The sequence below is a fragment of the Pseudomonas sp. PDM17 genome, from assembly GCF_014851985.1.
Classification (GTDB): Bacteria; Pseudomonadota; Gammaproteobacteria; order Pseudomonadales; family Pseudomonadaceae; genus Pseudomonas.
In genome coordinates this window covers 991800-1015011 of record NZ_JACVAT010000001.1, presented here as the reverse complement: position 1 = coordinate 1015011, position 23212 = coordinate 991800, and the positions used below count along the sequence as shown (strand labels likewise).

Annotated in this window: 25 protein-coding genes; 13 read left to right on the top strand and 12 right to left on the bottom strand. The window is 66.0% G+C overall.

The window, feature by feature from the left end; translation table 11 throughout:
- Positions 1 to 8: 8 nt before the first annotated feature.
- The 3 genes from ihfB to IB256_RS04955 all read right to left on the bottom strand — a co-directional run bounded on the left by ihfB (position 9) and on the right by IB256_RS04955 (position 1547).
- Positions 9 to 293, bottom strand: a complete 285-nt coding sequence (gene ihfB, locus IB256_RS04965) for an integration host factor subunit beta (protein ID WP_015478091.1) — start codon at positions 291 to 293, stop codon at positions 9 to 11.
- Between the two features lie 197 nt (positions 294 to 490).
- Positions 491 to 1090: an FMN-dependent NADH-azoreductase gene (locus IB256_RS04960; RefSeq protein WP_138215036.1), complete on the bottom strand. Its 600-nt coding sequence runs from the start codon at positions 1088 to 1090 to the stop codon at positions 491 to 493.
- Between the two features lie 142 nt (positions 1091 to 1232).
- Positions 1233 to 1547, bottom strand: a complete 315-nt coding sequence (locus IB256_RS04955; RefSeq protein ID WP_081519336.1) for a 3-phosphoglycerate kinase — start codon at positions 1545 to 1547, stop codon at positions 1233 to 1235.
- Between the two features lie 55 nt (positions 1548 to 1602).
- Between IB256_RS04955 and IB256_RS04950 the strand changes: the two genes are divergently transcribed.
- The 4 genes from IB256_RS04950 to IB256_RS04935 all read left to right on the top strand — a co-directional run bounded on the left by IB256_RS04950 (position 1603) and on the right by IB256_RS04935 (position 5852).
- Positions 1603 to 2529, top strand: coding sequence for a LysR family transcriptional regulator (locus tag IB256_RS04950; RefSeq protein ID WP_081519335.1), 927 nt, complete (start codon positions 1603 to 1605; stop codon positions 2527 to 2529).
- 31 nt (positions 2530 to 2560) lie between these two features.
- Positions 2561 to 3352, top strand: a complete 792-nt coding sequence (locus IB256_RS04945) for an alpha/beta fold hydrolase (protein WP_151187814.1) — start codon at positions 2561 to 2563, stop codon at positions 3350 to 3352.
- Positions 3353 to 3381: 29 nt separating this feature from the next.
- A complete protein-coding gene (locus IB256_RS04940; protein ID WP_225601650.1) occupies positions 3382 to 3942 on the top strand; it encodes a peptidylprolyl isomerase in 561 nt (186 codons plus the stop codon).
- Positions 3943 to 4019: 77 nt separating this feature from the next.
- Entirely contained in the window at positions 4020 to 5852 is a 1833-nt protein-coding gene (locus IB256_RS04935) for an ABC transporter ATP-binding protein (protein ID WP_192290934.1), read from the top strand.
- A 133-nt stretch (positions 5853 to 5985) separates the two neighbouring features.
- On the opposite strand, the gene IB256_RS04930 is transcribed toward IB256_RS04935, so the two are convergent.
- Genes IB256_RS04930 through zwf form a run of 3 tightly spaced genes read right to left on the bottom strand, consistent with a single transcriptional unit; the run spans position 5986 to position 8823 of the window.
- Positions 5986 to 6633, bottom strand: a complete 648-nt coding sequence (locus IB256_RS04930; RefSeq protein ID WP_192290936.1) for a bifunctional 4-hydroxy-2-oxoglutarate aldolase/2-dehydro-3-deoxy-phosphogluconate aldolase — start codon at positions 6631 to 6633, stop codon at positions 5986 to 5988.
- A gap of 17 nt (positions 6634 to 6650) precedes the next feature.
- Positions 6651 to 7367, bottom strand: coding sequence for a 6-phosphogluconolactonase (pgl, locus tag IB256_RS04925; RefSeq protein ID WP_081519330.1), 717 nt, complete (start codon positions 7365 to 7367; stop codon positions 6651 to 6653).
- Positions 7354 to 8823 carry a glucose-6-phosphate dehydrogenase gene (gene zwf / locus IB256_RS04920; RefSeq protein ID WP_192290938.1) on the bottom strand — a complete coding sequence of 490 codons (1470 nt, stop codon included), beginning with the start codon at positions 8821 to 8823 and terminating at the stop codon, positions 7354 to 7356. Before zwf ends, pgl begins: the two co-directional genes overlap by 14 nt.
- A gap of 186 nt (positions 8824 to 9009) precedes the next feature.
- Here zwf and IB256_RS04915 point away from each other — a divergent pair, with 186 nt between their 5' ends.
- Complete coding sequence (locus IB256_RS04915) at positions 9010 to 9867, top strand: MurR/RpiR family transcriptional regulator (RefSeq protein ID WP_081519328.1); 858 nt, start codon at positions 9010 to 9012, stop codon at positions 9865 to 9867.
- Positions 9868 to 9925: 58 nt separating this feature from the next.
- Here IB256_RS04915 and def read toward each other — a convergent pair whose 3' ends face one another.
- A complete protein-coding gene (gene def / locus IB256_RS04910; protein WP_192290940.1) occupies positions 9926 to 10465 on the bottom strand; it encodes a peptide deformylase in 540 nt (179 codons plus the stop codon).
- Between the two features lie 239 nt (positions 10466 to 10704).
- Between def and IB256_RS04905 the strand changes: the two genes are divergently transcribed.
- From IB256_RS04905 to IB256_RS04895, 3 genes are all read left to right on the top strand, one after another.
- Positions 10705 to 11259 (top strand): magnesium transporter, encoded by a 555-nt coding sequence (locus IB256_RS04905; RefSeq protein WP_192401492.1) that lies wholly within the window; start codon positions 10705 to 10707, stop codon positions 11257 to 11259.
- A 222-nt stretch (positions 11260 to 11481) separates the two neighbouring features.
- Positions 11482 to 12912, top strand: coding sequence for an arginine-ornithine antiporter (gene arcD / locus IB256_RS04900; RefSeq protein ID WP_192290944.1), 1431 nt, complete (start codon positions 11482 to 11484; stop codon positions 12910 to 12912).
- Between the two features lie 77 nt (positions 12913 to 12989).
- Positions 12990 to 13403: a DUF5064 family protein gene (locus IB256_RS04895; protein WP_192224217.1), complete on the top strand. Its 414-nt coding sequence runs from the start codon at positions 12990 to 12992 to the stop codon at positions 13401 to 13403.
- Between the two features lie 4 nt (positions 13404 to 13407).
- Here the strand turns inward: IB256_RS04895 and IB256_RS04890 are convergent, their stop codons facing one another.
- Both IB256_RS04890 and IB256_RS04885 read right to left on the bottom strand, forming a co-directional pair.
- On the bottom strand, positions 13408 to 14244 hold the full coding sequence (locus IB256_RS04890; RefSeq protein WP_081519323.1) for a S1 RNA-binding domain-containing protein: 837 nt from the start codon (positions 14242 to 14244) through the stop codon (positions 13408 to 13410).
- A gap of 114 nt (positions 14245 to 14358) precedes the next feature.
- Complete coding sequence (locus IB256_RS04885; protein ID WP_192290946.1) at positions 14359 to 16128, bottom strand: ABC transporter transmembrane domain-containing protein; 1770 nt, start codon at positions 16126 to 16128, stop codon at positions 14359 to 14361.
- A gap of 157 nt (positions 16129 to 16285) precedes the next feature.
- Here IB256_RS04885 and IB256_RS04880 point away from each other — a divergent pair, with 157 nt between their 5' ends.
- The 3 genes from IB256_RS04880 (at position 16286) to IB256_RS04870 (ending at position 18460) form a co-directional block, all read left to right on the top strand.
- On the top strand, positions 16286 to 16486 hold the full coding sequence (locus tag IB256_RS04880) for a hypothetical protein (protein WP_024765957.1): 201 nt from the start codon (positions 16286 to 16288) through the stop codon (positions 16484 to 16486).
- Positions 16487 to 16692: 206 nt separating this feature from the next.
- On the top strand, positions 16693 to 17796 hold the full coding sequence (locus IB256_RS04875) for an AI-2E family transporter (RefSeq protein WP_192401490.1): 1104 nt from the start codon (positions 16693 to 16695) through the stop codon (positions 17794 to 17796).
- Between the two features lie 52 nt (positions 17797 to 17848).
- A complete protein-coding gene (locus IB256_RS04870; RefSeq protein ID WP_192401488.1) occupies positions 17849 to 18460 on the top strand; it encodes a DUF4893 domain-containing protein in 612 nt (203 codons plus the stop codon).
- Between the two features lie 22 nt (positions 18461 to 18482).
- Here the strand turns inward: IB256_RS04870 and IB256_RS04865 are convergent, their stop codons facing one another.
- Complete coding sequence (locus IB256_RS04865; protein ID WP_081519319.1) at positions 18483 to 19106, bottom strand: hypothetical protein; 624 nt, start codon at positions 19104 to 19106, stop codon at positions 18483 to 18485.
- A 104-nt stretch (positions 19107 to 19210) separates the two neighbouring features.
- On the opposite strand from IB256_RS04865, the gene IB256_RS04860 reads away from it, so the two are divergent.
- Both IB256_RS04860 and IB256_RS04855 read left to right on the top strand, forming a co-directional pair.
- On the top strand, positions 19211 to 19933 hold the full coding sequence (locus IB256_RS04860; RefSeq protein ID WP_192290952.1) for an RNA pseudouridine synthase: 723 nt from the start codon (positions 19211 to 19213) through the stop codon (positions 19931 to 19933).
- Positions 19934 to 20182: 249 nt separating this feature from the next.
- Positions 20183 to 20449: a hypothetical protein gene (locus IB256_RS04855; protein WP_192290954.1), complete on the top strand. Its 267-nt coding sequence runs from the start codon at positions 20183 to 20185 to the stop codon at positions 20447 to 20449.
- A gap of 19 nt (positions 20450 to 20468) precedes the next feature.
- On the opposite strand, the gene IB256_RS04850 is transcribed toward IB256_RS04855, so the two are convergent.
- Positions 20469 to 21293, bottom strand: coding sequence for an enoyl-CoA hydratase/isomerase family protein (locus IB256_RS04850; protein ID WP_192290956.1), 825 nt, complete (start codon positions 21291 to 21293; stop codon positions 20469 to 20471).
- Between the two features lie 82 nt (positions 21294 to 21375).
- Positions 21376 to 23190, bottom strand: coding sequence for a monovalent cation:proton antiporter-2 (CPA2) family protein (locus IB256_RS04845; protein ID WP_192290958.1), 1815 nt, complete (start codon positions 23188 to 23190; stop codon positions 21376 to 21378).
- Positions 23191 to 23212 lie beyond the last annotated feature (22 nt).

The following is a 23212-nucleotide window of genomic DNA, read 5'->3' as shown; positions in this document are numbered from 1 at the left end:
CCCCGGGGTCACTCGGGCTCGTTGACGCGGTCGCGCAGCTCCTTGCCGGGCTTGAAGTGCGGGACGAACTTGCCGTCCAGGCGCACGGACTCGCCAGTCTTCGGATTACGGCCGGTGCGCGGCGCACGGTAATGCAGCGAGAAGCTACCGAAACCCCGGATTTCGATGCGATCCCCAGTGGCCAGAGCCTGGGACATTTGCTCAAGCATGGTCTTGATCGCCAGCTCCACATCCTTTGCGGAAAGCTGCCCCTGATGGGTGACGATTCTCTCGATCAACTCCGACTTGGTCATGGTTTTCCCTTCTTTTTCAAGCGGCTAGATCAGCTCTAGGTTCTTTTAGCATGCTGGTCATGCTTTGAACAGCCCGAACGGGAAGGATGTGTTTTCATCCGGTCAAGTAGTTGGCAAATAAAAAATGGCCGATTCCCGGGGGAGGAATCGGCCACGGTCGCGCCCAGGAGCGGGAGGACGCGCAAACAGGAAACGGATCAGGCGATGGCGGCGAGCTGCGCCTTGGCCTTGGCCAGGCCCTTCTCGGCGAATTCGCCGCCCATGTTCAGGCCTTCGGCATGGATGAAGGTCACGTCGTGGATGCCGACAAAGCCCAGCGCCTGGCGCAGGTAGGGTTCCTGGTGGTCCAGCGCACCGCCGGCGTAGACGCCGCCACGGCTGGTCAGGACGAAGGCGCGCTTGCCGGTGAGCAGACCCTGCGGGCCGGTCTCGGTGTACTTGAAGGTGACGCCGGCGCGCAGCACGTGGTCCAGCCAGGACTTCAGGGTGCTGGGGATGGCGAAGTTGTACATCGGCGCAGCCAGGACCAGCACGTCGGCGGCCTGCAGTTCGGCAGTCAGCTGGTTGGAGCGTTCCAGAGCGGCGCGTTCGATCTCGCTGTGCTCCTGAGCCGGCTTCATCCAGCCGCCCAGCAGGTTGGCGTCCAGGTGCGGCACCTGCTCGACGGCCAGGTCGCGGACCTGGACGTCGTCGGCCGGGTGGGCGGCCTGCCACTGGGCGATGAAATCGCGGGTCAGCTGGCGGGAAACGGAACCTTCCTGACGGGCACTGCTTTCGATAACCAGAACGCGGGACATGGACTGGACCTCCATCGGTCGTTGAATGTGTCGATGGAGGTCATCCTAAATATGAACAAATCGATAAAAAAGCGTAAATAGTCGCTTCTAATTATCGAATAAATTGATTTCTTGCCTGACAGCTTCTAGTCTTGTCGGGAGCTCAGGAAGGATTGCAGGTCAGCTTGATCCGCAGCTTGATCACTGCGCGGCTGAAGCTGGAAGTCAGGTTGGCCTCCTTGCCTGGCGCAATGGTGGCCTTGCGCACATGCGGCGTCTCGGGACCGTTGACGAAGACCGCGGTGCAGGTCACCGGCTGCTGGCCGCCGTTGCGCAGGAGGATCGCCCCCATCTGGTCGCCGATATCCTGGGTCTCGATGTCCATCTCGGTGCCATTGAGGCTCTTCTGCACTTCGATGGGATAGGCCAGGGCGGTCAGCGGCAACATGGCCAGAACGGCACAACAGAATTTTTTCATGGCGGTCTCTTGTTGGTCTTCTGCGGACCGCCAGAGTAGACAAGAGGAAGCGAGGATGAAAGCGCCCCGCGTTACCCTGGATCAGTGGAGAACCCTGCAGGCCGTGGTCGATCACGGCGGCTTCGCCCAGGCGGCCGAAGCCCTGCACCGTTCGCAGTCGTCGATCAGCTACACCGTGGCGCGCATGCAGGAGCAGCTCGGCGTGCCGCTGCTGCGCATCGACGGACGCAAGGCCGTGCTCACCGAGGCCGGTGAAGTACTGCTACGCCGCTCGCGGCAACTGGTGAAATCCGCCGGCCAGCTGGAAGAACTGGCCCACCACATGGAACAGGGCTGGGAGCCGGAAGTGCGCCTGGTCGTCGACGCCGCCTACCCCACCGTGCGTCTGGTGCGTTCGCTGTCGGCCTTCATGCCACAGAGCCGCGGCTGCCGCGTGCTGCTGCGCGAAGAGGTGCTGTCGGGTGTGGAGGAAGCGCTGGTGCAGGGCCACGCAGACCTCGCCATCAGTGGCCTGAACATTCCCGGCCACCTGGGCGCCGATCTCTCCATCGTCGACTTCGTCGCTGTCGCCCATCCCGATCACCCACTGCATCGCCTGCAACGCGAGGTCACCCACCAGGACCTGGAAACCCAGATGCAGGTGGTCATCCGCGACTCCGGCCGCCTGCAACCGCGCGACGTCGGCTGGCTCGGCGCCGAGCAACGCTGGACCGTCGGCAGCCTCGCCACCGCCGCCACCTTCGTCAGCAACGGCCTGGGCTTCGCCTGGCTGCCGCGGCACATGATCGAGCGTGAACTGCGCGACGGGCAGCTCAAGCCGCTGCTGATGAAACAGGGCGGCGTGCGCGAGAGCCGCTTCTATCTTTACCCGAACAAGGAAAAGCCCCTGGGCCCGGCCACGCAGATCCTCGTGGAACTGCTGACCACCTTCGCCAACGTGCCCCTCGACGCCCATTTCGCCGCCCCGGAAAGCCCGGCCTGAAGCCACAGCCCGCACGAACAAGGAGCTCGTCATGCCGTTCTTCGACCACGCCGGTCATCGCCTGCACTACGAGGAAAGCGGACTCGGCACGCCGGTGCTGCTGGTGCATGGGCTCGGTTCCAGCACCCGCGACTGGGAATACCAGGTGCCGGAGCTGGAGAAACGTCATCGGGTGATCGCCCTCGACGTACGCGGCCACGGCCAGTCGGACAAACCGCGCCAGCGTTACAGCATCGCCGCCTTCGCCGAGGACGTGATCGCCCTGCTCGATCACCTGGGCCTTGGCCGCGTGCATCTGGTGGGCATCAGCATGGGCGGCATGATCGGCTTCGAACTGGCTACCCGCTGGCCGGAGCGGCTGAACAGCCTGACCATCGTCAACAGCGCCCCGGAAGTGAAACCCCGCAGCCTGCGCGAGTACCTGGAAGTGGCGCGCCGGCTGTTCCTCGCCCACGTGCTGGGCCTGGATACGGTAGGCAAGGCGCTGGGCAGGATGCTCTTCCCCAAGCCCGAACAGAGCGACCTGCGCCGCAAGATCCAGCAACGCTGGCCGCAAAACGACAAGCGCGCCTACCTCTCCAGCCTGCACGCCATCATCGGCTGGGGTGTGCAGGAGCGCCTGGCGCGCATAACCTGTCCAACCTTGGTGATCAGCGCCGACCGCGACTACACCCCGGTCTCGCTCAAGCAGGCCTATGTCGGGCGCATGCCCAACGCACGCCTGGTGGTGATCGAGGACTCGCGCCACGCGACCCCGCTGGACCAGCCGGAAAGATTCAATACCACCCTGCTCGACTTCCTCGAGCAGGTCGACCATCCCTAGAACCTTCAGGAAACATCCGCCAAATGACCCTGTTCAAACGCTTCCTGCTCGCTGCCTGCTCCCTGGTCCTGGCCGGCTCGGCAATCGCCGCCGACGCCAACAAGCCCCACGTGCTGCTGTCCACCACCTCGGGTGAAATCGAAATCGAGCTGTACGCCGATAAGGCGCCGATTTCCGTGAAGAACTACCTGTCCTATGTTGATAGCGGCTTCTACAACGGCACCATCTTTCACCGCGTGATCCCCAACTTTATGATCCAGGGCGGCGGTTTCACCGAGGCCATGAAGGAGAAGGACACCCAGGCGCCGATCAAGAACGAGGCCGACAACGGCCTGCTCAATGAGCGCGGCACCCTGGCCATGGCCCGCACCAGCGACGTGAACTCCGCCACCAGCCAGTTCTTCATCAACCTGACTGGCAACGATTTCCTCAACCACGGCGCCCGCGACTTTGGCTACGCAGTCTTCGGCAAGGTCGTGCGCGGCATGGGCGTGGTCGACCAGATCGCCGGCGTGAAGACCGGCAACAAAGGCATGTTCCAGGACGTACCGACCACCCCGGTGGTCATCCTCTCCGCCAAGCGTCTGTGATTCTGCGCAACCACGGCTGACGGAGGCCATTCAAGGCGAGCCCGGGACGGGCTCGCCGACACAACCCGAGAGCCATCATGCTTTACCGTCGTTTCGAGCGTCTGATCGATCCCTTCCGCGACGTCCCCGAGCGCATGCCGCCCTCCGACGTCGTCCGCTTCTACGTCTACTACCTGCGCCAGGTCTGGCCGGTTTTCCTCGCTCTGCTCTTCGTCGGGTTGATCGTCGCGCTGATCGAGGTCGCACTGTTCAGCTACCTCGGTCGCATCGTTGACCTCGCCCAGGGCACCGCCCCCGCCGACTTTTTCACCGTGCACGGCCGCGAGCTGATCTGGATGGCCGTGGTGGCACTGGTGCTGCGCCCCGTGTTCAACGGCCTGCACGACATGCTGGTGCACCAGAGCATCAACCCCAGCATGACCAACCTGATTCGCTGGCAGAACCACCGCTATGTACTCAAGCAGAGCCTGGGCTTCTTCCAGAACGACTTCGCCGGGCGCATCGCCCAGCGCATCATGCAGACCGGCAACTCCCTGCGCGACTCCGCCGTGCAGGTGGTCGACGCCATCTGGCACGTGCTCATCTACACCATCAGCGCGCTGGTGCTGTTCGCCGAGGCGGACTGGCGCCTGATGATTCCGCTGGTGCTGTGGGTAATCGGCTACGTCGGCGCGCTGGGCTACTTCATCCCGCAGGTGAAGCAGCGCTCGGTGATCGCTTCGGATTCGCGCTCGAAACTCATGGGCCGGATCGTCGACGGCTACACCAATATCACCACCCTCAAACTGTTCGCCCACACGCGCCAGGAAGAGGACTACGCCCGCGAAGCCATCGACGACCAGACCCGCAAGGCCCAGCGCGCTGGGCGCGTGGTGACCTCGATGGACGTCACCATCACCATCTTCAACGGACTGCTGATCGCCGGTACCACAGGCCTCGCCCTGTGGCTGTGGACCCAGTCGCTGATCTCGGTGGGCGCCATCGCCCTGGCCACCGGCCTGGTCATCCGCATCAACAACATGTCCGGCTGGATCATGTGGGTGGTCGGCGGCATCTTCGAGAACGTCGGCCAGGTACAGGACGGCATGCAGACCATCGCCCTACCCCGTCAGGTGACCGATGCGCCCGACGCCAAGCCGCTGGTGGTGAAGCACGGCGAAGTGCGCTTCGACCAGGTGAACTTCAGCTATGGCAAGGGTGGCGGCCTGATCAGCGGCCTCGAGCTGACCGTGCGCCCCGGCGAAAAGATCGGCCTGGTCGGTCCTTCCGGCGCCGGCAAGTCGACCCTGGTAAACCTGCTGCTGCGCCTCTACGACCTGGAGGGCGGACGCATCCTGATCGACGGCCAGGACATCGCCCACGTGACCCAGGAGAGCCTGCGCGCGCAGATCGGCATGGTCACCCAGGACACCTCGTTGCTGCACCGTTCGATCCGCTCCAACCTGCTCTACGGCCGCCCGGACGCCGGCGAGGCCGAATTGCAGGACGCAATCCAGAAGGCCCGCGCCTCGGAGTTCATCCCGCAACTGAGCGATGCCGAAGGCCGCTTCGGCCTCGATGCCCATGTCGGCGAGCGCGGCGTGAAGCTCTCCGGCGGCCAGCGCCAGCGCATCGCAATCACCCGCGTGCTGCTCAAGGACGCGCCGATCCTGATCCTCGACGAAGCCACCTCGGCGCTGGATTCGGAAGTGGAAGCGGCGATCCAGGAAAGCCTGGAAACCCTGATGCAGGGCAAGACCGTGATCGCCATCGCCCACCGCCTCTCGACCATCGCACGCATGGATCGCCTGGTGGTACTGGAGCACGGTCGCGTGGTCGAGAGCGGCAGCCATGCCGAGCTGCTCGCCCACGGAGGGCTGTATGCGCGGCTATGGCGGCACCAGACCGGCGGGTTCGTCGGGGTGGATTGAATCCGGAGCCACCCTGCAGGAGCGGGCCATGCCCGCGATCGCGCCCAGGGGGCGCTCTTACAGGGTGCGCCGCGGTATCCGGCGCCCATAAAAAAGCCCGGCATAAAGCCGGGCACGTCCAGATCAGGACAGCTCAGTGTGTGTCCAGCAGCGCCAGCGCCTCGCGGCTCAGGCGCTCGACCGTGGCCCAGTCGCCGCTGTCGATGGCGGCCTTGGGCAGCATCCAGCTGCCGCCCACGCACATCACGTTGGCCAGCCGGTAGTAGTCGTTGAGGTTGTCCGGGCCGACGCCGCCGGTGGGGCAGAATCGGACCTCCGGGAACGGCCCGCCAAACGCCTTGAGCGCTTCCACGCCGCCGGCGACCTTCGCCGGGAACAGCTTGAAGCGGCGCAGGCCATGACGGTACGCCGCCATGATTTCCGATGCGGTGGCCACGCCGGGCAGCAGCGGCACCGGGCGGGTCAGCGCGTACTGCAGCAACTCGTCGGTGCAGCCGGGGGTGACGATGAACTTCGCCCCCGCCTCTTCCGCCTGGGCGAAGGTTTCCGGGTCGAGCACGGTGCCGGCGCCGACAACCAGCTCCGGGCGCTGCTCGCTCAGCTGACGAATCGCGGTGAGGCCCAGCGACGTCCGCAAGGTCACTTCCAGAACGGTGATGCCGCCGGCTGCCAGAGCATCCGCCATGGGCAGGATGTCCGCCTCGCGGTCGATGGTGATCACCGGCAGGATGCGAGCACGCTGCGCGAGGGCATCGATCTGCTGGATGTGTTGTTCAGACATTGCGGTAACTCCGTGCCTCAGGGGCACCAGTGGATCGAAAGAGGCGAACGCAGGAACGCATTGATGGGCATGCGCTGGTCGTCGTTGTCGCTGAGCGCCTGGCTCAGGGTAGCGAGCTTGGACTCGCCCTGGATGGCCAGGATCTGCACCCGCGCACCCTGCAGCACGGCACGGGTCAGGGTCAGGCGCTGGTGCGGTACGGTCGGCGCCCACATCGGCAGGCAACGGCGGGTGCCGGCCGGGTCGAGCGCCTCCACCAGATTGGTGCTGCCGGGGAACAGCGAAGCCGTGTGGCCATCGTCGCCCATGCCCAGCACCAGCACATCGATGGGCAGCATCAATTCATGCAGGTAACGATCGGCCTTGTCGGCCGCTTCTTCCAGGCTGGCTGCCGGCTGGTAGATGCCGATGAACTGCGCCTTGGCTGCCGCGCCCTTGAACAGGTGACGACGCAGCAGGCCGGCGTTGCTGTCCGGATGCGACTCGGGCACCCAGCGCTCGTCGGCAAGGCTGACGGCCACTTTCGACCAGTCCAGCACGGCGCCACTCAGGGCTTCGAGGAAAGCCACCGGGCTGCGCCCGCCGGATACCACCAGCAGCGCGCGGCCGCGTTCGATCAATGCCTCGCGCAGCGCGTCGGCTACCGCTTCGGCCAGGCCGCGAGCCTGCTCGGCGGCGTTGTTCCAGGTCTTCCAGGCCATGCCTTCAGCCAGTTGGGGTTCAAAGATCGCCATACCAGTCCCTCCCGTCGCGTGCGATCAGGGCAACCGAGGCCTGCGGCCCCCAGCTTCCGGCCGGATAGGGCTTGGGCTCCTCGCCCAGGCGCCCCCAGCCGTCGATAAGGCCGTCGCACCATGTCCAGGCGGCCTCGATCTCATCCTTGCGGACGAACAGGTTCTGGTTGCCTTGCGTGACTTCCAGCAACAGTCGCTCGTAGGCATCCGGCGTCCGGGCGGTCTGGAAGGTTTCGGAGAAATTCAGTTGCAGCGGGCCGGTGCGCAGTTGCATGCCCTTGCCCAGGCCCTGGTCCTTGGTCATCACCTGCAGGGAAATGCCCTCGTCCGGCTGAAGGCGGATGATCAGCCGGTTGCTGATCAGCGAACGCTGCTCCGGAGCGAAGATGTAGTGCGGCGGTTCCTTGAAGTGGATGACGATCTGCGAGTGCTTCTGCGGCATGCGCTTGCCGGTACGCAGGTAGAACGGCACGCCGGACCAGCGCCAGTTGCGGATATCCACGCGCAGGGCGACGAAGGTCTCGGCATCGCTGTTGGGGTTGGCGTTCTCCTCGGCGACGTAGCCGGGCACCGCCTTGCCGTCGATGTAGCCGGCGGTGTACTGGCCACGCACTACGCGGGTTGCCAGCTGTTCGGGGGCGATGGGTTCCAGCGCGCGCAGCACCTTCACCTTCTCGTCACGGATGCTGTCGGCGGTAAGGTCCGCCGGCGGGTCCATGGCGATCAGGCAGAGCAGTTGCAGCAGGTGGTTCTGCACCATGTCGCGCAGCTGGCCGGCCTTGTCGAAGTAACCCCAGCGGCCTTCGATACCGACCTTCTCGGCCACGGTGATCTCCACGTGGGAGATGTGGTTCTGGTTCCACTGGGTCTCGAACAGGCTATTGGCAAAGCGCAGCGCGATGAGGTTCTGCACCGTTTCCTTGCCCAGGTAGTGGTCGATCCGGTAAATGCGGTTTTCCGGGAAGAAGCGTGCCACCGCGTCGTTCACCGCGCGGGACGATTCCAGGTCGTGGCCGATGGGCTTTTCCAGAACTACCCGGGTGCGCTCGGCGAGGCCGGCGGCGGCAAGGTTCTCGCAGATACCGCCGAATACCGAGGCGGCGGTAGCGAAGTAGGCGACCAGGGTCTTCTCGTCACCCACCAGCTCAGCCAGCGCCTGGTAGGAACCGGCATCGAGGAAATCCATGCTCAGGTGATGCAGGCGCGCCTGGAAGCGGGCCCAGACGGCTTCGTCCCACTCCTTCGCCGGCACGGCCTGGCGCAGGCGGCTCTCAATGGTCGCCAGGGGGGCTTCGCTGGCGCCGTCGTCGCGGGCCAGCGCGAGAATGCGGGTGTCGCGGTGCAGCAGGTCTTCACGGTCGAGCTGGTAGAGCGCCGGCAGCAGCTTGCGCAGGGCGAGATCACCCAGGGCGCCGAACAACGCGAGGGTGCAGGGCAGAACACGGACTTCAGGCATTTGTTGTTACCAACCAAATTTTGGACGATAGTTAGCCTTCTACGCCGGCATTAAGACAAATATGTAGTAATTAAACAACATATTTTTGCCGCTTCGCGCCGTTGTTGGTCGCCTGCCGGCCTGACGTTAGGATAGCGCCGCTAGCCGCACCTACCCGGCCAACCGTCGATTGCCCAAGGAGCACGGATGAAAAACCTGCTGGAGCAGATCCAGAGCCGTCTGGAAGAGCTGAACAAGGCCGAGCGCAAGGTCGCCGAAGTGATCCTGCGCGATCCGCAGCAGGCCACGCGCTTCAGCATCGCCGCGCTGGCCCAGGCCTCCAGCGTCAGCGAGCCGACGGTGAACCGCTTCTGCCGTTCCTTCGGCATGAGCGGCTACCCGGAGCTGAAGATCCAGCTGGCCCAGAGCCTGGCCAGCGGCGCGGCCTTCGTGACCCAGGCGGTGGCCGCCGACGACGGCCCCGAGGCCTACACGCGCAAGATCTTCAGCAGCACCATCGCCTCGCTGGACAGCGCCCACAAGGTACTCGACCCGAAGCTGATCGACCGCGCCGTGGACCTGTTGATCCAGGCCCGGCAGATTCACTTCTTCGGCCTCGGCGCGTCCAGCTCCGTGGCGCTGGACGCGCAGCACAAGTTCTTCCGCTTCAACCTGGCGGTGTCGGCGCAGAGCGATGTGCTGATGCAGCGAATGATCGCCTCGGTGGCGCACACCGGCGACCTGTTCGTGGTGATTTCCTACACCGGTCGCACACGCGAGCTGGTGGACGTGGCGCACCTAGCGCGGCAGAACGGCGCCTCGGTGCTCGGCCTGACCGCCGCCGACTCGCCGCTGGCTCGCGCCAGCACCCTGAGCCTGGACATCCCGCTGCCGGAGGACACCGACATCTATATGCCGATGACTTCGCGGATCATCCAGCTGACCGTACTCGACGTGCTCGCCACCGGCGTGACCCTGCGCCGTGGCGTGGACTTCCAGCCGCACCTGCGCAAGATCAAGGAGAGCCTGGTGCCGACGCGCTACCAGCTCGACGAGGAAGACTGAACGCCGCCGCTCCCGCAGTTAGAATCCTGCGCCTGCCCCTGACTCGATTCGTGCCTGATCAGTCATCCGCGCCCGGATCGAGCCCCGGGAACAGCACCTCGGTAAAGCCGAACTTGGTGAAATCGGTAATGCGCGACGGGTACAGGCGGCCGATCAGGTGGTCGCACTCGTGCTGCACCACGCGGGCGTGGAATCCGTCCACAGTGCGGTCGATAGGCTGCCCCTGCGGGTCGACGCCCTGGTAGCGGATGCGCTGATGGCGGTTCACCGCACCGCGCAGGCCCGGCACCGACAGGCAGCCTTCCCAGCCCTCCTCCAGCTCATCGCCGATGGGCGTGATCACCGGGTTGAGCAGGATGGTCGGCGGCACCGCTGGCGCGTCCGGATAGCGCTCGCTGCGCTCGAAGCCGAAGATCACCAGTTGCAGGTCGACACCGATCTGCGGCGCGGCCAGACCGACGCCGCCGACGTGGTGCATGGTCTCGAACATGTCATCGATCAGTTGCTGCAGCTCGGCGCTGCCGATCATCGACTCGGGCACCGGTGGGGCGATGCGCAGCAGGCGCTCGTCGCCCATCTTGAGAATCTCGCGGATCATCTCGGCCTCGTTCGCCGTTGCGTGAAAGCGGCATGCTTCCAATGAGAGCTGCATCCTCGGCCCCTGCAACCGGTCTGGCAAGCCCGCGACCGCCGGGCAGTGCCCCGGAGCCCGCAGCGCCGCGGTGGTAGACTGATCTGCGACGACAACCATCGAACGACGGATATTTGCCGAATTTCACGGCAGATGGCGGTCGGACCCTGGGGGGAACTTTCATTCCGAGGGGCATGAGGTTCGTCATGAACAGGCATTACTACATCAGCGACAACCTGGACGACCTGGAGCAGGTCGAGCAGGAACTCTCCGAAAGCGGCATCGGCATCGAACAGATGCATGTGCTCAGCGACAGCGACGCGGAACTGCAGGAGCACCGCCTTCACGAAGTGCCCTCGATGATGAAGAAGGACGTGGTGCACTGGGGCAAGATCGGCCTGATGATCGGTGCCGCGCTGGCCGTGCTGGTACTGGTGGTCGGCTACCTGAGCGGCTGGACGCAGACGGCGGCCGGCTGGATTCCGGTGCTCTTCCTCGCCGCGGTGCTGCTGGGCTTCAGCCTTTGGGAAAGCAGCTTCTTCGGCCTGCAGCGCCCCAGCGGCGACGTACGCCGCTTCCAGGACAACCTGCATGAAGGCCGCCACGTGTTCTTCGTCGACGTGAAGCCCGAGCAGGAACCGGTGCTGGACATGGTGGTGCGCCACCACCCGCGCCTGGAGATCGCCGGCTTCGGCAGCGCCATGCCGGCCTGGTGGCTCTCCATCGAGCAGGCCTGGAACCGCTTCCGCCACATGATGTGATGCGCACCGGCCGCGCGCCGGTGGTTATGCGGACCCTCTCCGCGCCCGTGCGGCCAGCGGCCTGGCAGTTGTGCGCCGCGCAGAGCACTGTCGGCAGGACGATAATGGCTGCCGTTCAGGAATCATTCAGAAACCGTTAGCTTGCTATTGATACATGTCAGCCGCGCGCCTCCGGTCGAACTCGAAACTATTCGAGTTCCCCATTACTCAGGAGGCTGGGACATGTCTTCATCGCCCAACCAGAAACTCGGCCTGGCCGCGCTCACCGCCCTGGTGGTCGGCTCCATGATCGGCGGCGGCATCTTTTCGCTGCCGCAGAACGTCGCGAAAAGTGCCAGCCCCGGCGCCGTACTGATCGGCTGGGCCATCAGCGGTATCGGCATGCTGATGCTCGCCTTCGTCTTCCAGAGCCTGTCCACCCGCAAGCCGGAACTGGACGCAGGCGTCTACGCCTACGCCAAGGCCGGCTTCGGCGACTACATCGGCTTCAACTCGGCCTGGGGCTACTGGATCAGCTCCATGCTCGGCAACGTCAGCTACTTCGTGCTGATTTTCAGCGCACTGGGCTACTTCTTCCCGGTGTTCGGCGAGGGCAACACGGTCATCGCCTTCGCCTGCTCGTCCCTGCTGCTGTGGGGCCTGCACTTCCTGATTCTGCGCGGAATCAAGCAAGCGGCCTTCATCAACCAGGTCACCACGGTCGCCAAGGTCGTGCCCATCGTGCTGTTCATCCTGATCGGCCTGGTGGCGTTCGACATGGACCTGTTCACCGCCGACTTCTGGGGGCATGGCCACGTCGATTTCGACAGCGTGATGAGCCAGGTGCGCAACATGATGCTGATCACCGTCTGGGTGTTCATCGGCATCGAGGGCGCCAACCTGTATTCCGGCCACGCGAAGAAGCGCTCGGACGTCGGTACCGCCACGGTAATCGGCTTCGTCTCGGTGATGGCGCTGCTGGTTCTGGTGAACGTGCTGTCCATGGGCATGATGAGCCAGGCGCAACTGGCTGGCCTGCCCAACCCGTCCATGGCCTACGTGCTGGAACACGTGGTGGGCCACTGGGGCGCGGTGCTGATCATCTCCGGGCTCGTCGTCTCGCTGTTCGGCGCGCTTCTGGCGTGGATCCTGCTCAGCGCGGAGATCATGTACGCCGCCGCCCACGACCACACCCTGCCGAAGTTCCTCGCCCGCGAGAACGACAAGGACGTGCCGGTGAACGCGCTGTGGATGAGCAACGCCACGGTGCAGGTGTTCCTGGTGGTCACCCTGTTTGCCGCGAGCACCTACACCAGCCTGGTGTACCTGGCCGCGTCCATGGCACTGCTGCCCTACCTGTTCTCCGCCGGCTATGCCGTACTGCTGAGCCTGCGCGGGGAAGGCTACCAAGGCCTGCTGCGCGAGCGCCGCAAGGACCTGGTAATCGGTGCCATCGCCCTCATCTACAGCCTGTGGCTGGTGTACGCCGGCGGCATGGACCACCTGCTCCTCTCGGCGCTGCTCTACACACCGGGCGTGGTGCTGTTCATCATGGCCAAGCGCGAGCGTGGCGAGCGCGTGTTCAGCAAGGCGGAATGGCTGATCTTCGCCCTCCTGCTGGCCGCGACCCTGGCCGCCGGCTACGGTCTGTATGCGGGTCAGCTGAGCCTCTGAGGTTCGGCGCCGATGCCCGCGGCCCAGGCCGCGGGCTTTTGCTTTCCAGGAGCAATGGCTGACTTCAGGAGAAGAGAATGAGCACGCCTACCGAGGTCACTATCCATTCCAGCACCGGCCTCGACCGCCAGCAGTACCGCATCCGCCTGAGCTATACGGTGGAGAACGCCGCCAGCCGGGATGCGCTGGTGAAGTTCGAGCTGGACGGCGAGATCGACGGCCAGCCGTTCAAGGACGGCTTCGACCTGCCCGGCGACCTTGCCTTCAATTTCGCCGGCAGCGCCACGCGCATCCTGCGCCGCCACGGCCTGCGGGTCTGCCGCGGGCCGGTGCTGCGCTTTCGCAGAGAACATGACCGGGTGTTCGACGACCTGCGTCGTCGGCTGAAGGCCGAACCGGGCACGCCGGTCGACCTGCAGCGCATGGGCTCGCTGGCCCCGGCCGAACCGCGTTGCGCGGTGGCCGAATCCATCGTCCGCGGGCGCGGCTGAGCCGTCAGACCAATTCGATACCGTCGTCGTGGATGACGATCAGGCCCTGCTTGAACAGCCCGCCGATGGCCTTCTTGAAGTTGCCCTTGCTGACGCCGAACTGCTGCGCGATCAGGTCCGGCGGGCTCTTGTCGCTGAGCGCCAGCTGGCCGCCGGCCTCGCGCAGGGCCTTGAGGATCTGCTCGCTCAGCGCATCGGAAAGGCCGGCGCCGGCGGGCTGCAGGCTCAGGCTGATCTTGCCGTCGGCGCGCATTTCCTTGATGTAACCGGTCTCGCGCAGGCCGTTGCGCATGAACTTGAAGACTTCGTTCTTGTGGATCAGGCCCCAGTGCTTGCCGTCGATGATGGCCTTATAGCCAAGGTCCGTGCGTTCGACGACGAGCAGGTCCACCTGCTGGCCGGCCTTGTAGTTGGCCGGGACATTGTCCAGGTAGCGGTCCAGGCGCGCGGTGGCGGTGATACGGCGGCTGCGCTCGTCGAGGTAGACGTAGACCACGCAGTAGTCGCCGACCTGCAGCGGGCGCTTCTCTTCCGAGTGCGGCAGGAGCAGGTCCTTGGGCAGGCCCCAGTCGAGGAACAGGCCGACACGGTTGACCTCCACCACCTTGAGGCTGGCGAAGCCGCCGACCTGCACCTTGGGCTTCTGGGTGGTGGCAATCAGGCGATCTTCGCTGTCCAGGTAAATGAACACGTTGAGCCAGTCACCCACTTCGGTAGGTTCGTTCTTCGGCACGTAGCGCTTGGGCAGGAGGATTTCGCCGTGGCTCTCTCCATCCAGGTAGAGACCGAAATCGGTGTGCTTGGCCACCTGCAACGAATTGAACCGACCTATGACTGCCATGACGCTTACCTCGTGAACGGGGCGGGCATTCTACGCGCATTGGCGCGTTATGGCTGCCGCCGGTTGCCGGATCGGTCGCGCGCCATCGACGCGCATCGCGGGCATGGCCCGCCCCTACAGGTGTTCCGCCTGGCCGAACTGAAGCTCCGCCAGACGCGCATACAGCGGATTGCTGGCCACCAACTCAGCGTGCCGCCCCAGCGCCACCAGGCGACCGTGCTCGATCACCGCAATGCGGTCGGCATTGAGCACGGTGGCCAGGCGGTGAGCGATCACCAGCGTGGTCCGGTCGCGCATCAGTCCCGGCAGTGCCTGCTGGATCAGGTGTTCGCTCTCGGCATCCAGCGCGCTGGTGGCTTCGTCGAGCAACAGGATAGGCGCGTCCACCAGCAACGCACGGGCAATCGCCAGGCGCTGGCGCTGGCCGCCGGACAAGCCCAGGCCGCTCTCGCCCAGGTGCGTCCGGTAGCCCTGCGGCAGGCGCAGGATGAACTCGTGGGCATGGGCCGCGCGGGCGGCGGCCTCGACTTCCGCATCACTGGCACCGGGGCGGCCGTAGCGGATGTTCTCCTCCACCGTGCCGAAGAACAGCGCCGGGTTCTGCGACACCAGCGCGAAGCTGCGACGCAAGTCCGTCGGGTCGAGCTGGGCGATGGGCTGGCCGTCGATCAGGACGCGCCCCTGCTGCGGATCGTAGAAGCGCAGCAACAGGTCGAACAGAGTGGACTTGCCGGCGCCCGACGGGCCGACCAGCGCCAGGGTCTCGCCGGGTTCCACGCGCAGGTCGATGCCATCGATGGCCCACTGCTCCGGGCGCGACGGATAGGCGAAACGCACGCCCTGCAGGTCGATGCTGCCGACGATGCGCTCCGGCAGGTGCAGCAGGTCGCTGGCCGGGGCATGGATTTCACTGCGCGCGCGCAGCAGTTCGGCGATGCGCTCGGCGGCACCGGCCGCGCGCTGCAGTTCCCCGATCACTTCGCTCAGCGTGCCGAAGGCCATGCCGACGATCAGGCTGTAGAACACGAACGCCGCCAGGTCGCCGGGGCTGATGCGCCCGGCGATCACGTCCATGCCGCCGACCCAGAGCATCACGCCGACAGCGCCGAGCACCAGCAGGATCACCACGCTGACCAGCCAGGAGCGCTGCATGATGCGCTTGCGCGCGGTGTCGAAGGCGTCCTCCACCGTGCGGCCGAAGCGTGCCCGGTCCTGCGCCTGGTGGTTGTAGGCCTGCACCGTCTTGATCTGGCCGAGGGACTCGCCGACATAGCTGCCGACGTCTGCCACGCGGTCCTGGCTGAGCCGCGACAGGCTACGCACGCGGCGGCCGAACAGCAGGATCGGCGCGATCACCAGCGGCAGCGAGGCGACCACGATGCTGGTCAGCTTGGCGTTGGTGAAGAACATCAGGATCACCCCGCCCAGCAGCATCAGCACGTTGCGCAGCGCCATGGACAGCGAAGAACCGATCACCGACTGCAGCAGCGTGGTGTCGGCGGTCAGGCGCGACTGGATCTCTGAAGAACGGTTGTTCTCGTAAAAGCCGGGGTGCAGCTCGATCAGATGGTCGAACACCCGCTGGCGGATGTCGGCGACGAAGCGCTCGCCGATCCACGACACCAGGTAGAAGCGCACGAAGGTGCCTACCGCCAGACACAGCACCAGCAGGAAAAAGATGCCGATGGCGCGGGTCAGCAACGGCTCGGACTGGGTGATGAAGCCCTGGTCCACCAGCAGGCGGATGCCCTGCCCCAGGGACAGGGTGATGGCGGCGGTGAACAGCAGCGCCAGCAAGGCGCCAAGGGCCCGCCAGCGGTAAGGAGCGAGAAACGAACGAGCCAGGCGCAGGGCATTGCGCTGGCGGGACGACAACAGGGACATGGCGGGCTCTGAACGGCCGGAATGGGCAGAGGGTAGCACCGCCGCAGCGCGCCGCGCGAAGGACGATTCAGGCAAAGCAATGGGACCGTTCGTTCCATAACCGCCCCGAAAGGTGCTCGTTTGATGTACAATGGGCGGCCAATTTGCGCAGACAGGTATGGCAGATATGACTACCAAGCCCTCCACCCGCCAGAAAGCAGCCCCCAAGGCCCCCGCCGCTACCGCGACCAGCGAAGCTCTGGAAGCCCAGATCGCGGCCTTCCTGAACTCCGGCGGTGAGATCCAGCAGATCGCCAAGGGCGTGACCGGTCAGAACTACGGCGCACCGAGCCGCCACATCAGCCTCGGCAAGAAGTAATACCTGCAGGCAAGCCTGCCGGCTCCCGGCAGGCTGCCCGCCTCCTCCGCTTCACCCGTCCTGCGTTCCCCCTCCCTGCTACCCCGCTTTACACCAAAGCCTCCGCAATTCCGCCGATCCCGTATTGCCTGCGCGCCTTGCACTCGGGCAGAGTCCGCCCATAGTCAGGACTTGGCCTATCCCAGGCCACTCGCAAGGAGCACCCCATGCTGCCCTCTCCGGAAAAGCTGCTGTCGCGCAACCTGCTCGATGTGCTGATCCGCGCCGGCCTGATCCTGTTGCTGGCCGTTTTCTGCTTCCGCATCTTCCATCCTTTCCTCGACCTGATGCTCTGGTCGGTGATCCTCGCCATTACCCTCTACCCCATGCACCAGTTGCTCAGCGGCTGGCTGGGCGAGCGCCCGAACAGCGCCGCGAGCCTGATCGTGGTGCTGGGCCTGGTGATCCTGCTGGTGCCGGTGGTGGTGATCGGCTTGTCCATGGCCGATTCGGTGCGCGACCTGGTACACGCCATCCAGAACCGCACCCTGCAGGTTCCGCTGCCGCCGGACTCGGTGCAGAACTGGCCGGTGATCGGGCAGTACGTCTATCCCTTCTGGCACCGCGTCGCCACCGACTTCATGGGCGTCGCGCAGCAACTGGCGCCGCACCTGCAGGGCGTGGCGAAGAAGGTCGCCGGGCAAGCGGCGGGCGTCGGCATGGGGCTGATGCAGTTCCTCGCCGCCTTCGTCATCGCCGGAGTGATCATGGCTTACGGCAAATTGGGCAGTCAGACGTCCTGCGATATCGCCGTGCGCATCTCCGGCCCGGACCGTGGGCCCGGCCTGGCCGCACTGTGCACCGCGACCATCCGCGCGGTGGCCCAGGGCGTGGTGGGCGTGGCCTTCATCCAGACGCTGATCCTCGGCCTGGGCTTCATCGTCATGGGCATCCCCGGCGCCGGCCTGCTGGCTCTGGGTGTGCTGCTGCTGGGCATCACCCAGCTGCCGGTGGTGCTGATCACCCTGCCTGCAGTGGCCTATGTGTTCATGACCAACGATTCGCTGCTGGTGTCCATCCTGTTCACCGTCTGGACGGTGGCCGGCGGGCTCTCCGACAACGTGCTCAAGCCGCTGATGTTCGGCCGCGGCAGCAAGGTGCCGATGGCGGTGATCCTCATCGGCGCCCTGGGCGGCATGCTCAGCAACGGCATCATCGGCCTGTTCGTCGGCCCGGTGGTGCTGGCGCTGGGCTACGAGCTGTTCATGTCCTGGGTCCACGAACGCGAGGCGCCCGTCGCGCCACCCGTCGAGACGCCGCCAGCCCCCTGAGCCCCTCGCCCGCGGCGAAAACCGCGGGCCCCCACCTCGCAATGGAATGCACATGATGTCCAAACGCTGCTCCCTCAGTGCCGCCCTTCTAGCCACCGGCCTGCTGCTCTCCCCGCTGGCCTTCGCCGAAGAGGTCGCCGTCGTCTGGCCGGCCGCGGTCAACGCCGCCGACCAGCAGCGCCTGACCACCCTCGACGCGCAGGTCAAGCAACTGCTCGACCAGCTCCAGCAGAGCGAGGACGAAACCACCCGCAACGAAGCGCTGAACCTCTACCGCATCGTGCTGGAAGACCCGGAACCGCTTGCCGACGCCGCCCTCACCGGCAACTGGAAGTGCCGCTCGGTGCAGCTCGAAGCACAAGCGCTGTACGGCTACCCGAACTTCAAGTGCTCGGTGCGGCAGACGCCCAAGGGCCTGTTCCTGGAGAAGACCAGCGGCTCGCAGCGCATCAGCGGCTACCTGCAGCGTCTGGACGACAGGCAGCTGGTGTTCGTCGGCGGCGCTTCGGTGAACGACGACCCGCAGGTCGGCTACAGCGGGTTGGAGCAAGCCGCCGCGCGCGAGTCCGACGTGGTCGGCGTGGTGCGCAATTCGTACGATGGATTCGTGTTGCTGGTGCCCGAACAGCTCGGTGGCTACAACCTGTTCCGCTTCACCCGCTGAGCCCACTCTCGCCAGGAAAGGCTCAGAGCAGCGCCACCATCTCCTTGAGCGTCACCGCCCAGGTCCCCTTCGCATTCAGGTAGCGATAACCGAAGCGCGAACCGTTGGCCTGGGTGGTCAGCACCGCGTTCCAGGCCAGCCCGCGCTGCAGGTCGTGGGCCGGGTCGAGGAGGAAGAAGGCGTCGTCGCTCATCCCCACCGCCAGGCACCAGTGGCGGATGTCACTGTCCTTGCGGCCATGGAAGCCCAGCACCACCGGGATGTTCTCCTCCAGGTGCCGCCGGGTCAGCTCGACCATCCGCGTGCCGTTGCCACGCTCGACGCGGTACTCCTTGTCGCTGATGACCTTGAGCAGTTCCAGCAGGTCGGCGCCCGTGGTGCCGACGCGCACCAGCGTCTCGTGCTGGTTCAGCGCCTCCATCAGCCGCCCGTAGCGGGTCCGCGAATCCACCGGCGCCAACCCCTTGGCCTGGCGCCGCGCCAGCTGGTTGCGGGCGAGCATGGCCATCACCAGGCAGTAGGGCCCGCAGGCGCCGTCCATGTCGCCCTGACGCAGGTGCACCTTCTCGCCACGCCGGTTGGTCAGGCCGCCGGTGCCGTGCTCGTCCAGGTCCCAGCCCAGGCCGTCGATCAGGGTGATCTGCATCGCGCTTCCTCGCTGCTTGGTCTGAGGTTGTGACCGGACACGGCGCGGATCATTCCACCGGCTTGCGGTTACAATGAACGCTTTCCCCTGCCTGGTTACCCGAAATGTCCGAAGCCATCCGCCTGTCCAAGCGTCTCGCCGAGCTGCTGCCCTGTTCGCGCCGCGACGCCGAGCTGTACATCGAGGGTGGCTGGGTCACGGTCGACGGCCAGCGCGTGGAGGAACCGCAGTTCAAGGTCGATACCCAGCGCATCGAACTGCTGCCGGGCGCCTCCCCCGACCCGATTCCGCCGGTGACCATCCTCGTGCACAAGCCGGTCGGCCTGGGCAGCGGCAACGGCGCCAACTCCGCCCAGCAACTGCTGACGCCGGACAAGCGCTGGACCGAAGACAACCTGCAACAGCGCCTGCTGCGCAAGCACTTCGGCCACCAGTTCAACACCACCGTGCTGGAGACCGACGCCAGCGGCCTGCTGGTCTACACCCAGAGCCGCGGCGTGCAGCGCCGGCTGGTGGACGAGGCGGACAACATCGAGCACGAGTACGTGGTCGAGGTCAGCGGGCAGATCGCCGACAACGGCCTGAAGCGCCTCTGCCGCGGCCTGCTGATCGACGGCCGCGAACTGCCGCCGCTGAAGGTCAGCTGGCAGAGCGAGACCCGCCTGCGCTTTGCTGGCAAGCAGTTCCGCCCCGGCCAGATCGCGGCCATGTGCCGCGCGGTCGGCCTGCACGCCCTGTCGATCCGCCGCCTGCGCCTGGGCGGCGTGGCCATGGGCAAGCTGCCCGTCGGCCAGTGGCGTTTCCTGCAGCCGGGCGAGAAGTTCTGACCGTCTACCCGACCAAGGTCGCGGGCGCCCGCGGAAAACCAGGACGCCCGTCTAGTCCGCGGCTTACAGCCGCTATCGATAACGTCGATAGTCACCAGTCGACGCATTCAGTTCTCTTGATAGTCCGCGCGCGGCATCTTTGCCCCATCAACTCGCTGGCAGGAGATTCGCCGGCCCCGCAGTCGGGCCGCAGGGGCGAACAAGCTACTCGCGAGACGCCCCCAAACGGATCGTCAAGAGGACACCACCATGCAAGTCATTCTCGATTTCCTGCTGCTCATTGGCTCCCTGGTGGAGCTGCTGCTGTACGTCGCCCTGGCCAGCGTCGTACTTGCTACCACGGTGCTGGCCGGTGGCATCGCCGTGCTGACCCTGCGTTCGCCGGGCTCGGCCGTGGTGATCCCCGACCGCCGTCCCTCGGTCAGCCGCCAGCCGCGTCCGGCGGTGAAGCATCAGTTGGCCCGCCCCGTACTGGTCGCCGTAGCGAACGAACCGATCCTGGCGAAAACCGCGTGAAGCCGTCCTTGCCAGCGATTCAGCCCGGGTAGCGCCCGAGTGCGGCCCCCAGGTCGCGCTCGAGATCCCCGTCCTGCTGGCCGCCGTTGTCCATCATCCAGCGCACCCGCTCCAGCGTTTCCGGCGCCGACATATCACCGACGAAGCGCTGCGACTCCTCCACCAACGCCGCCTGATCCGCCGCCGTCACCTGCTCCACCAGCGCCTTCACATGGGCGATGCCCGCCACCGGGAAGGCCGCAATGCGACGCGCCAGGGCCTCACAGAACCCTTCCAGCTCCGCGTCTGCCAGCGCCCGGTTGATCCAGCCGTAGCGCTCTGCCGTGTCCGCATCGAAATCCTCGCCGCCCAGGCAGACCTCCAGCGCCCTGCCCCGCCCCAGCATTTGCGCCAGGCGCACCGTGCCGCCCGCACCGGGCAGCAGGCCGACCGCCACTTCCGGCTGGCCGAGCAGCGCGCGCTCGCGGGAGGCAAAACGCATGTCCAGTGCCAGGAGGAATTCGCTGCCGGCGCCCCGCGCGCGCCCGCGCAGTTCGCCGATGGTCACCTGCGGCAGCCGGCTGAAACGGCTGAACAGCGCGCTGAGCGGGTTGGCCATGCCGGCGGGCAGCTTCATCGGCGGCGCATCCAGCTGGCTGCCGAGGTCGTAGTGGGCGAGGAAGAAATCCGGGTTGGCACTGCGCAGCAGCACCACGCGGGTATCGCTGTCGCGCTCCAGCTCATCGGCCAGGTGCAGCAGGTCGATGACCATGGCGCGGTCGACCAGGTTGATCGGCGGGTGGCAGAAGCTCACCACGGCAACGCCGTCGCGGTCTTCCCGGGTGAAAGTGCGGTAGTCGCTCATCGATGGGCCTCCGTTGCGAAGGCCCGAGGATGCGCCGGGGCGCGCGTGGCGCCCCAGCACTATCGATGCGCGGAATGGCCGGTCAGTGGTGGCCGATACCCTGGTCTTCCAGGTGGTCGGCCTCGAACAGGGTTTCCAGCTCCTTGCGCGCCTCGCGAGCGGTCTGGATCACCGCGGTCTCGTCGTCGTAGACGCGGTACTGGGCCATCAGCACCGCTTCGTCGTGGCGCTTGAAGCGGCGGATGCGCGCGGCGACCTGTTCCTCGGTCAGGCCCAGGCCGGTAAGCAGCAGGCGGCTCATCTCCAGGCTCGAGTGGAAGGTCTCGCGCACCGGCGTCGCATCGGCGTCCAGCAGGTGGTAGACGTGCTGGCGGTTGCGGGCCCGGCCGATAACTTTCAGGTGCGGGTAGAGCTTGCGCACCAGGCGCGCGGTCTCGATGTTGGTCTGCGGGTCGTCGGTGGCGACCACGAAGAACTCGGCCTTCTCCACCTGGGCGGCGCGGAGGATTTCCGGGCGCAGCGGGTCGCCATAGAAGATCGGGATATTGCCGTAGCTGCGGGTCAGCTCGATGGTGTCCACCGAGGTATCCAGCGCGACAAAGGGCACGCCCTGGGCGCGCATGATACGGGCGACCACCTGGCCCATCCGGCCCATGCCGGCAATCACCACGCGCGGCGCGTCGTCCGGCAGCTGGCGGTATTCGGGCGGCGGCTCGCGCAGCACGGCGGGCTTGGGCTTGATATTGCGCGCCAGGGCCAGCACCAGCAGCGGGGTCATCGCCATGGACAGGGTGATGCACAGCACCAGCAGCGAGTGCAGCTTGCCGTCCATCAGCCCCTGGGCCAGGGCCAGCTTGAACACCACGAAGGCGAACTCGCCGCCAGCGCCCAGCAGCACGCCGAGGCGGATCGCCGAGACCTTGTCCAACCCACCGGCCAGACGGCCAATGAGGAACAGCAGTGGCAGCTTGATGCCCACCAGCAGCAGGGTCAGGCCAAGGACCACCAGCGGCTCGCTCTTGAGCAGGCCGAGGTCCGCGCTCATGCCCACGCTGATGAAGAACAGGCCGAGCAGCAGGCCCTTGAAGGGTTCGATCTGTGCTTCCAGTTCGTGGCGGTACTCCGAGTCCGCCAGCAGCAGGCCGGCGAGGAAGGCGCCCAGGCCCATGGATACGCCGGCCCATTCCATCAGCCAGGCAGTGCCGACCACCACCAGCAGCGCGGTAGCGGTGGACAGGTCAGCCTGACCGGTGCGGGCCACCGAGCGGAACACCGGGCGCAGCAGGAAGCGACCGCCGATCACCACCACGGCGATGCTGCCGACCACTTCCATGACGTGAGCCAGGTCACCGCCCGGCGCCGCCGAATCGGCGCGCGCGCCCAGCAGCGGGATCATGGCGATCAGCGGAATCGCGGCAATGTCCTGGAACAGCAGGATGGCAAAACCGAGGCGGCCGTAGGGGCTGTTCAGCTCCTTGCGCTCGGCGAGAATCTGCAGGCCAAAGGCGGTAGACGACAGCGCCAGACCGCCGCCCAGCACCACGGAGGTATTCACCGGCATGTCGAAGACCAGCACCGCGACGCTGCCAATGGCCAGCGCGGTGAGCAGCACCTGCGCCAGGCCGACGCCGAACACCTGCTTGCGCATCACCCACAGGCGTTTGGGCGAAAGCTCCAGACCGATGATGAAGAGCAAAAGCACCACGCCCAGTTCGGACAGGCTGGCGACGCTTTCGGGGTTGTCGATCAGCCCCAGCAGCGACGGGCCAATGAACACCCCGGCGAGCAGGTAGCCGAGCACAGCGCCCAGTTGCAGGCGCTTGGCCAGCGGCACCATGAACACCGCCGCGAGCAGGAAAACGACTGCCGACTGCAGGTAATTCGTCCCATGTTCCATCGATCAAGACTCCTTGGAAGGG

Coding starts and splice junctions, on each gene's coding strand:
- IB256_RS04880 (WP_024765957.1), top strand. CDS start 16,286: ATGGCAGATATGACTACCAAGCCCTCCACCCGCCAGAAAGCAGCCCCC.
- IB256_RS04875 (WP_192401490.1), top strand. CDS start 16,693: ATGCTGCCCTCTCCGGAAAAGCTGCTGTCGCGCAACCTGCTCGATGTG.
- IB256_RS04870 (WP_192401488.1), top strand. CDS start 17,849: ATGATGTCCAAACGCTGCTCCCTCAGTGCCGCCCTTCTAGCCACCGGC.
- zwf (WP_192290938.1), bottom strand. CDS start 8,823: ATGCCTGAAGTCCGTGTTCTGCCCTGCACCCTCGCGTTGTTCGGCGCC.
- IB256_RS04895 (WP_192224217.1), top strand. CDS start 12,990: ATGAGCACGCCTACCGAGGTCACTATCCATTCCAGCACCGGCCTCGAC.
- IB256_RS04855 (WP_192290954.1), top strand. CDS start 20,183: ATGCAAGTCATTCTCGATTTCCTGCTGCTCATTGGCTCCCTGGTGGAG.
- IB256_RS04890 (WP_081519323.1), bottom strand. CDS start 14,244: ATGGCAGTCATAGGTCGGTTCAATTCGTTGCAGGTGGCCAAGCACACC.
- IB256_RS04935 (WP_192290934.1), top strand. CDS start 4,020: ATGCTTTACCGTCGTTTCGAGCGTCTGATCGATCCCTTCCGCGACGTC.
- IB256_RS04930 (WP_192290936.1), bottom strand. CDS start 6,633: ATGTCTGAACAACACATCCAGCAGATCGATGCCCTCGCGCAGCGTGCT.
- IB256_RS04845 (WP_192290958.1), bottom strand. CDS start 23,190: ATGGAACATGGGACGAATTACCTGCAGTCGGCAGTCGTTTTCCTGCTC.
- IB256_RS04905 (WP_192401492.1), top strand. CDS start 10,705: ATGAACAGGCATTACTACATCAGCGACAACCTGGACGACCTGGAGCAG.
- pgl (WP_081519330.1), bottom strand. CDS start 7,367: ATGGCGATCTTTGAACCCCAACTGGCTGAAGGCATGGCCTGGAAGACC.
- ihfB (WP_015478091.1), bottom strand. CDS start 293: ATGACCAAGTCGGAGTTGATCGAGAGAATCGTCACCCATCAGGGGCAG.
- IB256_RS04960 (WP_138215036.1), bottom strand. CDS start 1,090: ATGTCCCGCGTTCTGGTTATCGAAAGCAGTGCCCGTCAGGAAGGTTCC.
- arcD (WP_192290944.1), top strand. CDS start 11,482: ATGTCTTCATCGCCCAACCAGAAACTCGGCCTGGCCGCGCTCACCGCC.
- IB256_RS04945 (WP_151187814.1), top strand. CDS start 2,561: ATGCCGTTCTTCGACCACGCCGGTCATCGCCTGCACTACGAGGAAAGC.
- IB256_RS04915 (WP_081519328.1), top strand. CDS start 9,010: ATGAAAAACCTGCTGGAGCAGATCCAGAGCCGTCTGGAAGAGCTGAAC.
- IB256_RS04955 (WP_081519336.1), bottom strand. CDS start 1,547: ATGAAAAAATTCTGTTGTGCCGTTCTGGCCATGTTGCCGCTGACCGCC.
- def (WP_192290940.1), bottom strand. CDS start 10,465: ATGATCCGCGAGATTCTCAAGATGGGCGACGAGCGCCTGCTGCGCATC.
- IB256_RS04865 (WP_081519319.1), bottom strand. CDS start 19,106: ATGCAGATCACCCTGATCGACGGCCTGGGCTGGGACCTGGACGAGCAC.
- IB256_RS04850 (WP_192290956.1), bottom strand. CDS start 21,293: ATGAGCGACTACCGCACTTTCACCCGGGAAGACCGCGACGGCGTTGCC.
- IB256_RS04885 (WP_192290946.1), bottom strand. CDS start 16,128: ATGTCCCTGTTGTCGTCCCGCCAGCGCAATGCCCTGCGCCTGGCTCGT.
- IB256_RS04950 (WP_081519335.1), top strand. CDS start 1,603: ATGAAAGCGCCCCGCGTTACCCTGGATCAGTGGAGAACCCTGCAGGCC.
- IB256_RS04860 (WP_192290952.1), top strand. CDS start 19,211: ATGTCCGAAGCCATCCGCCTGTCCAAGCGTCTCGCCGAGCTGCTGCCC.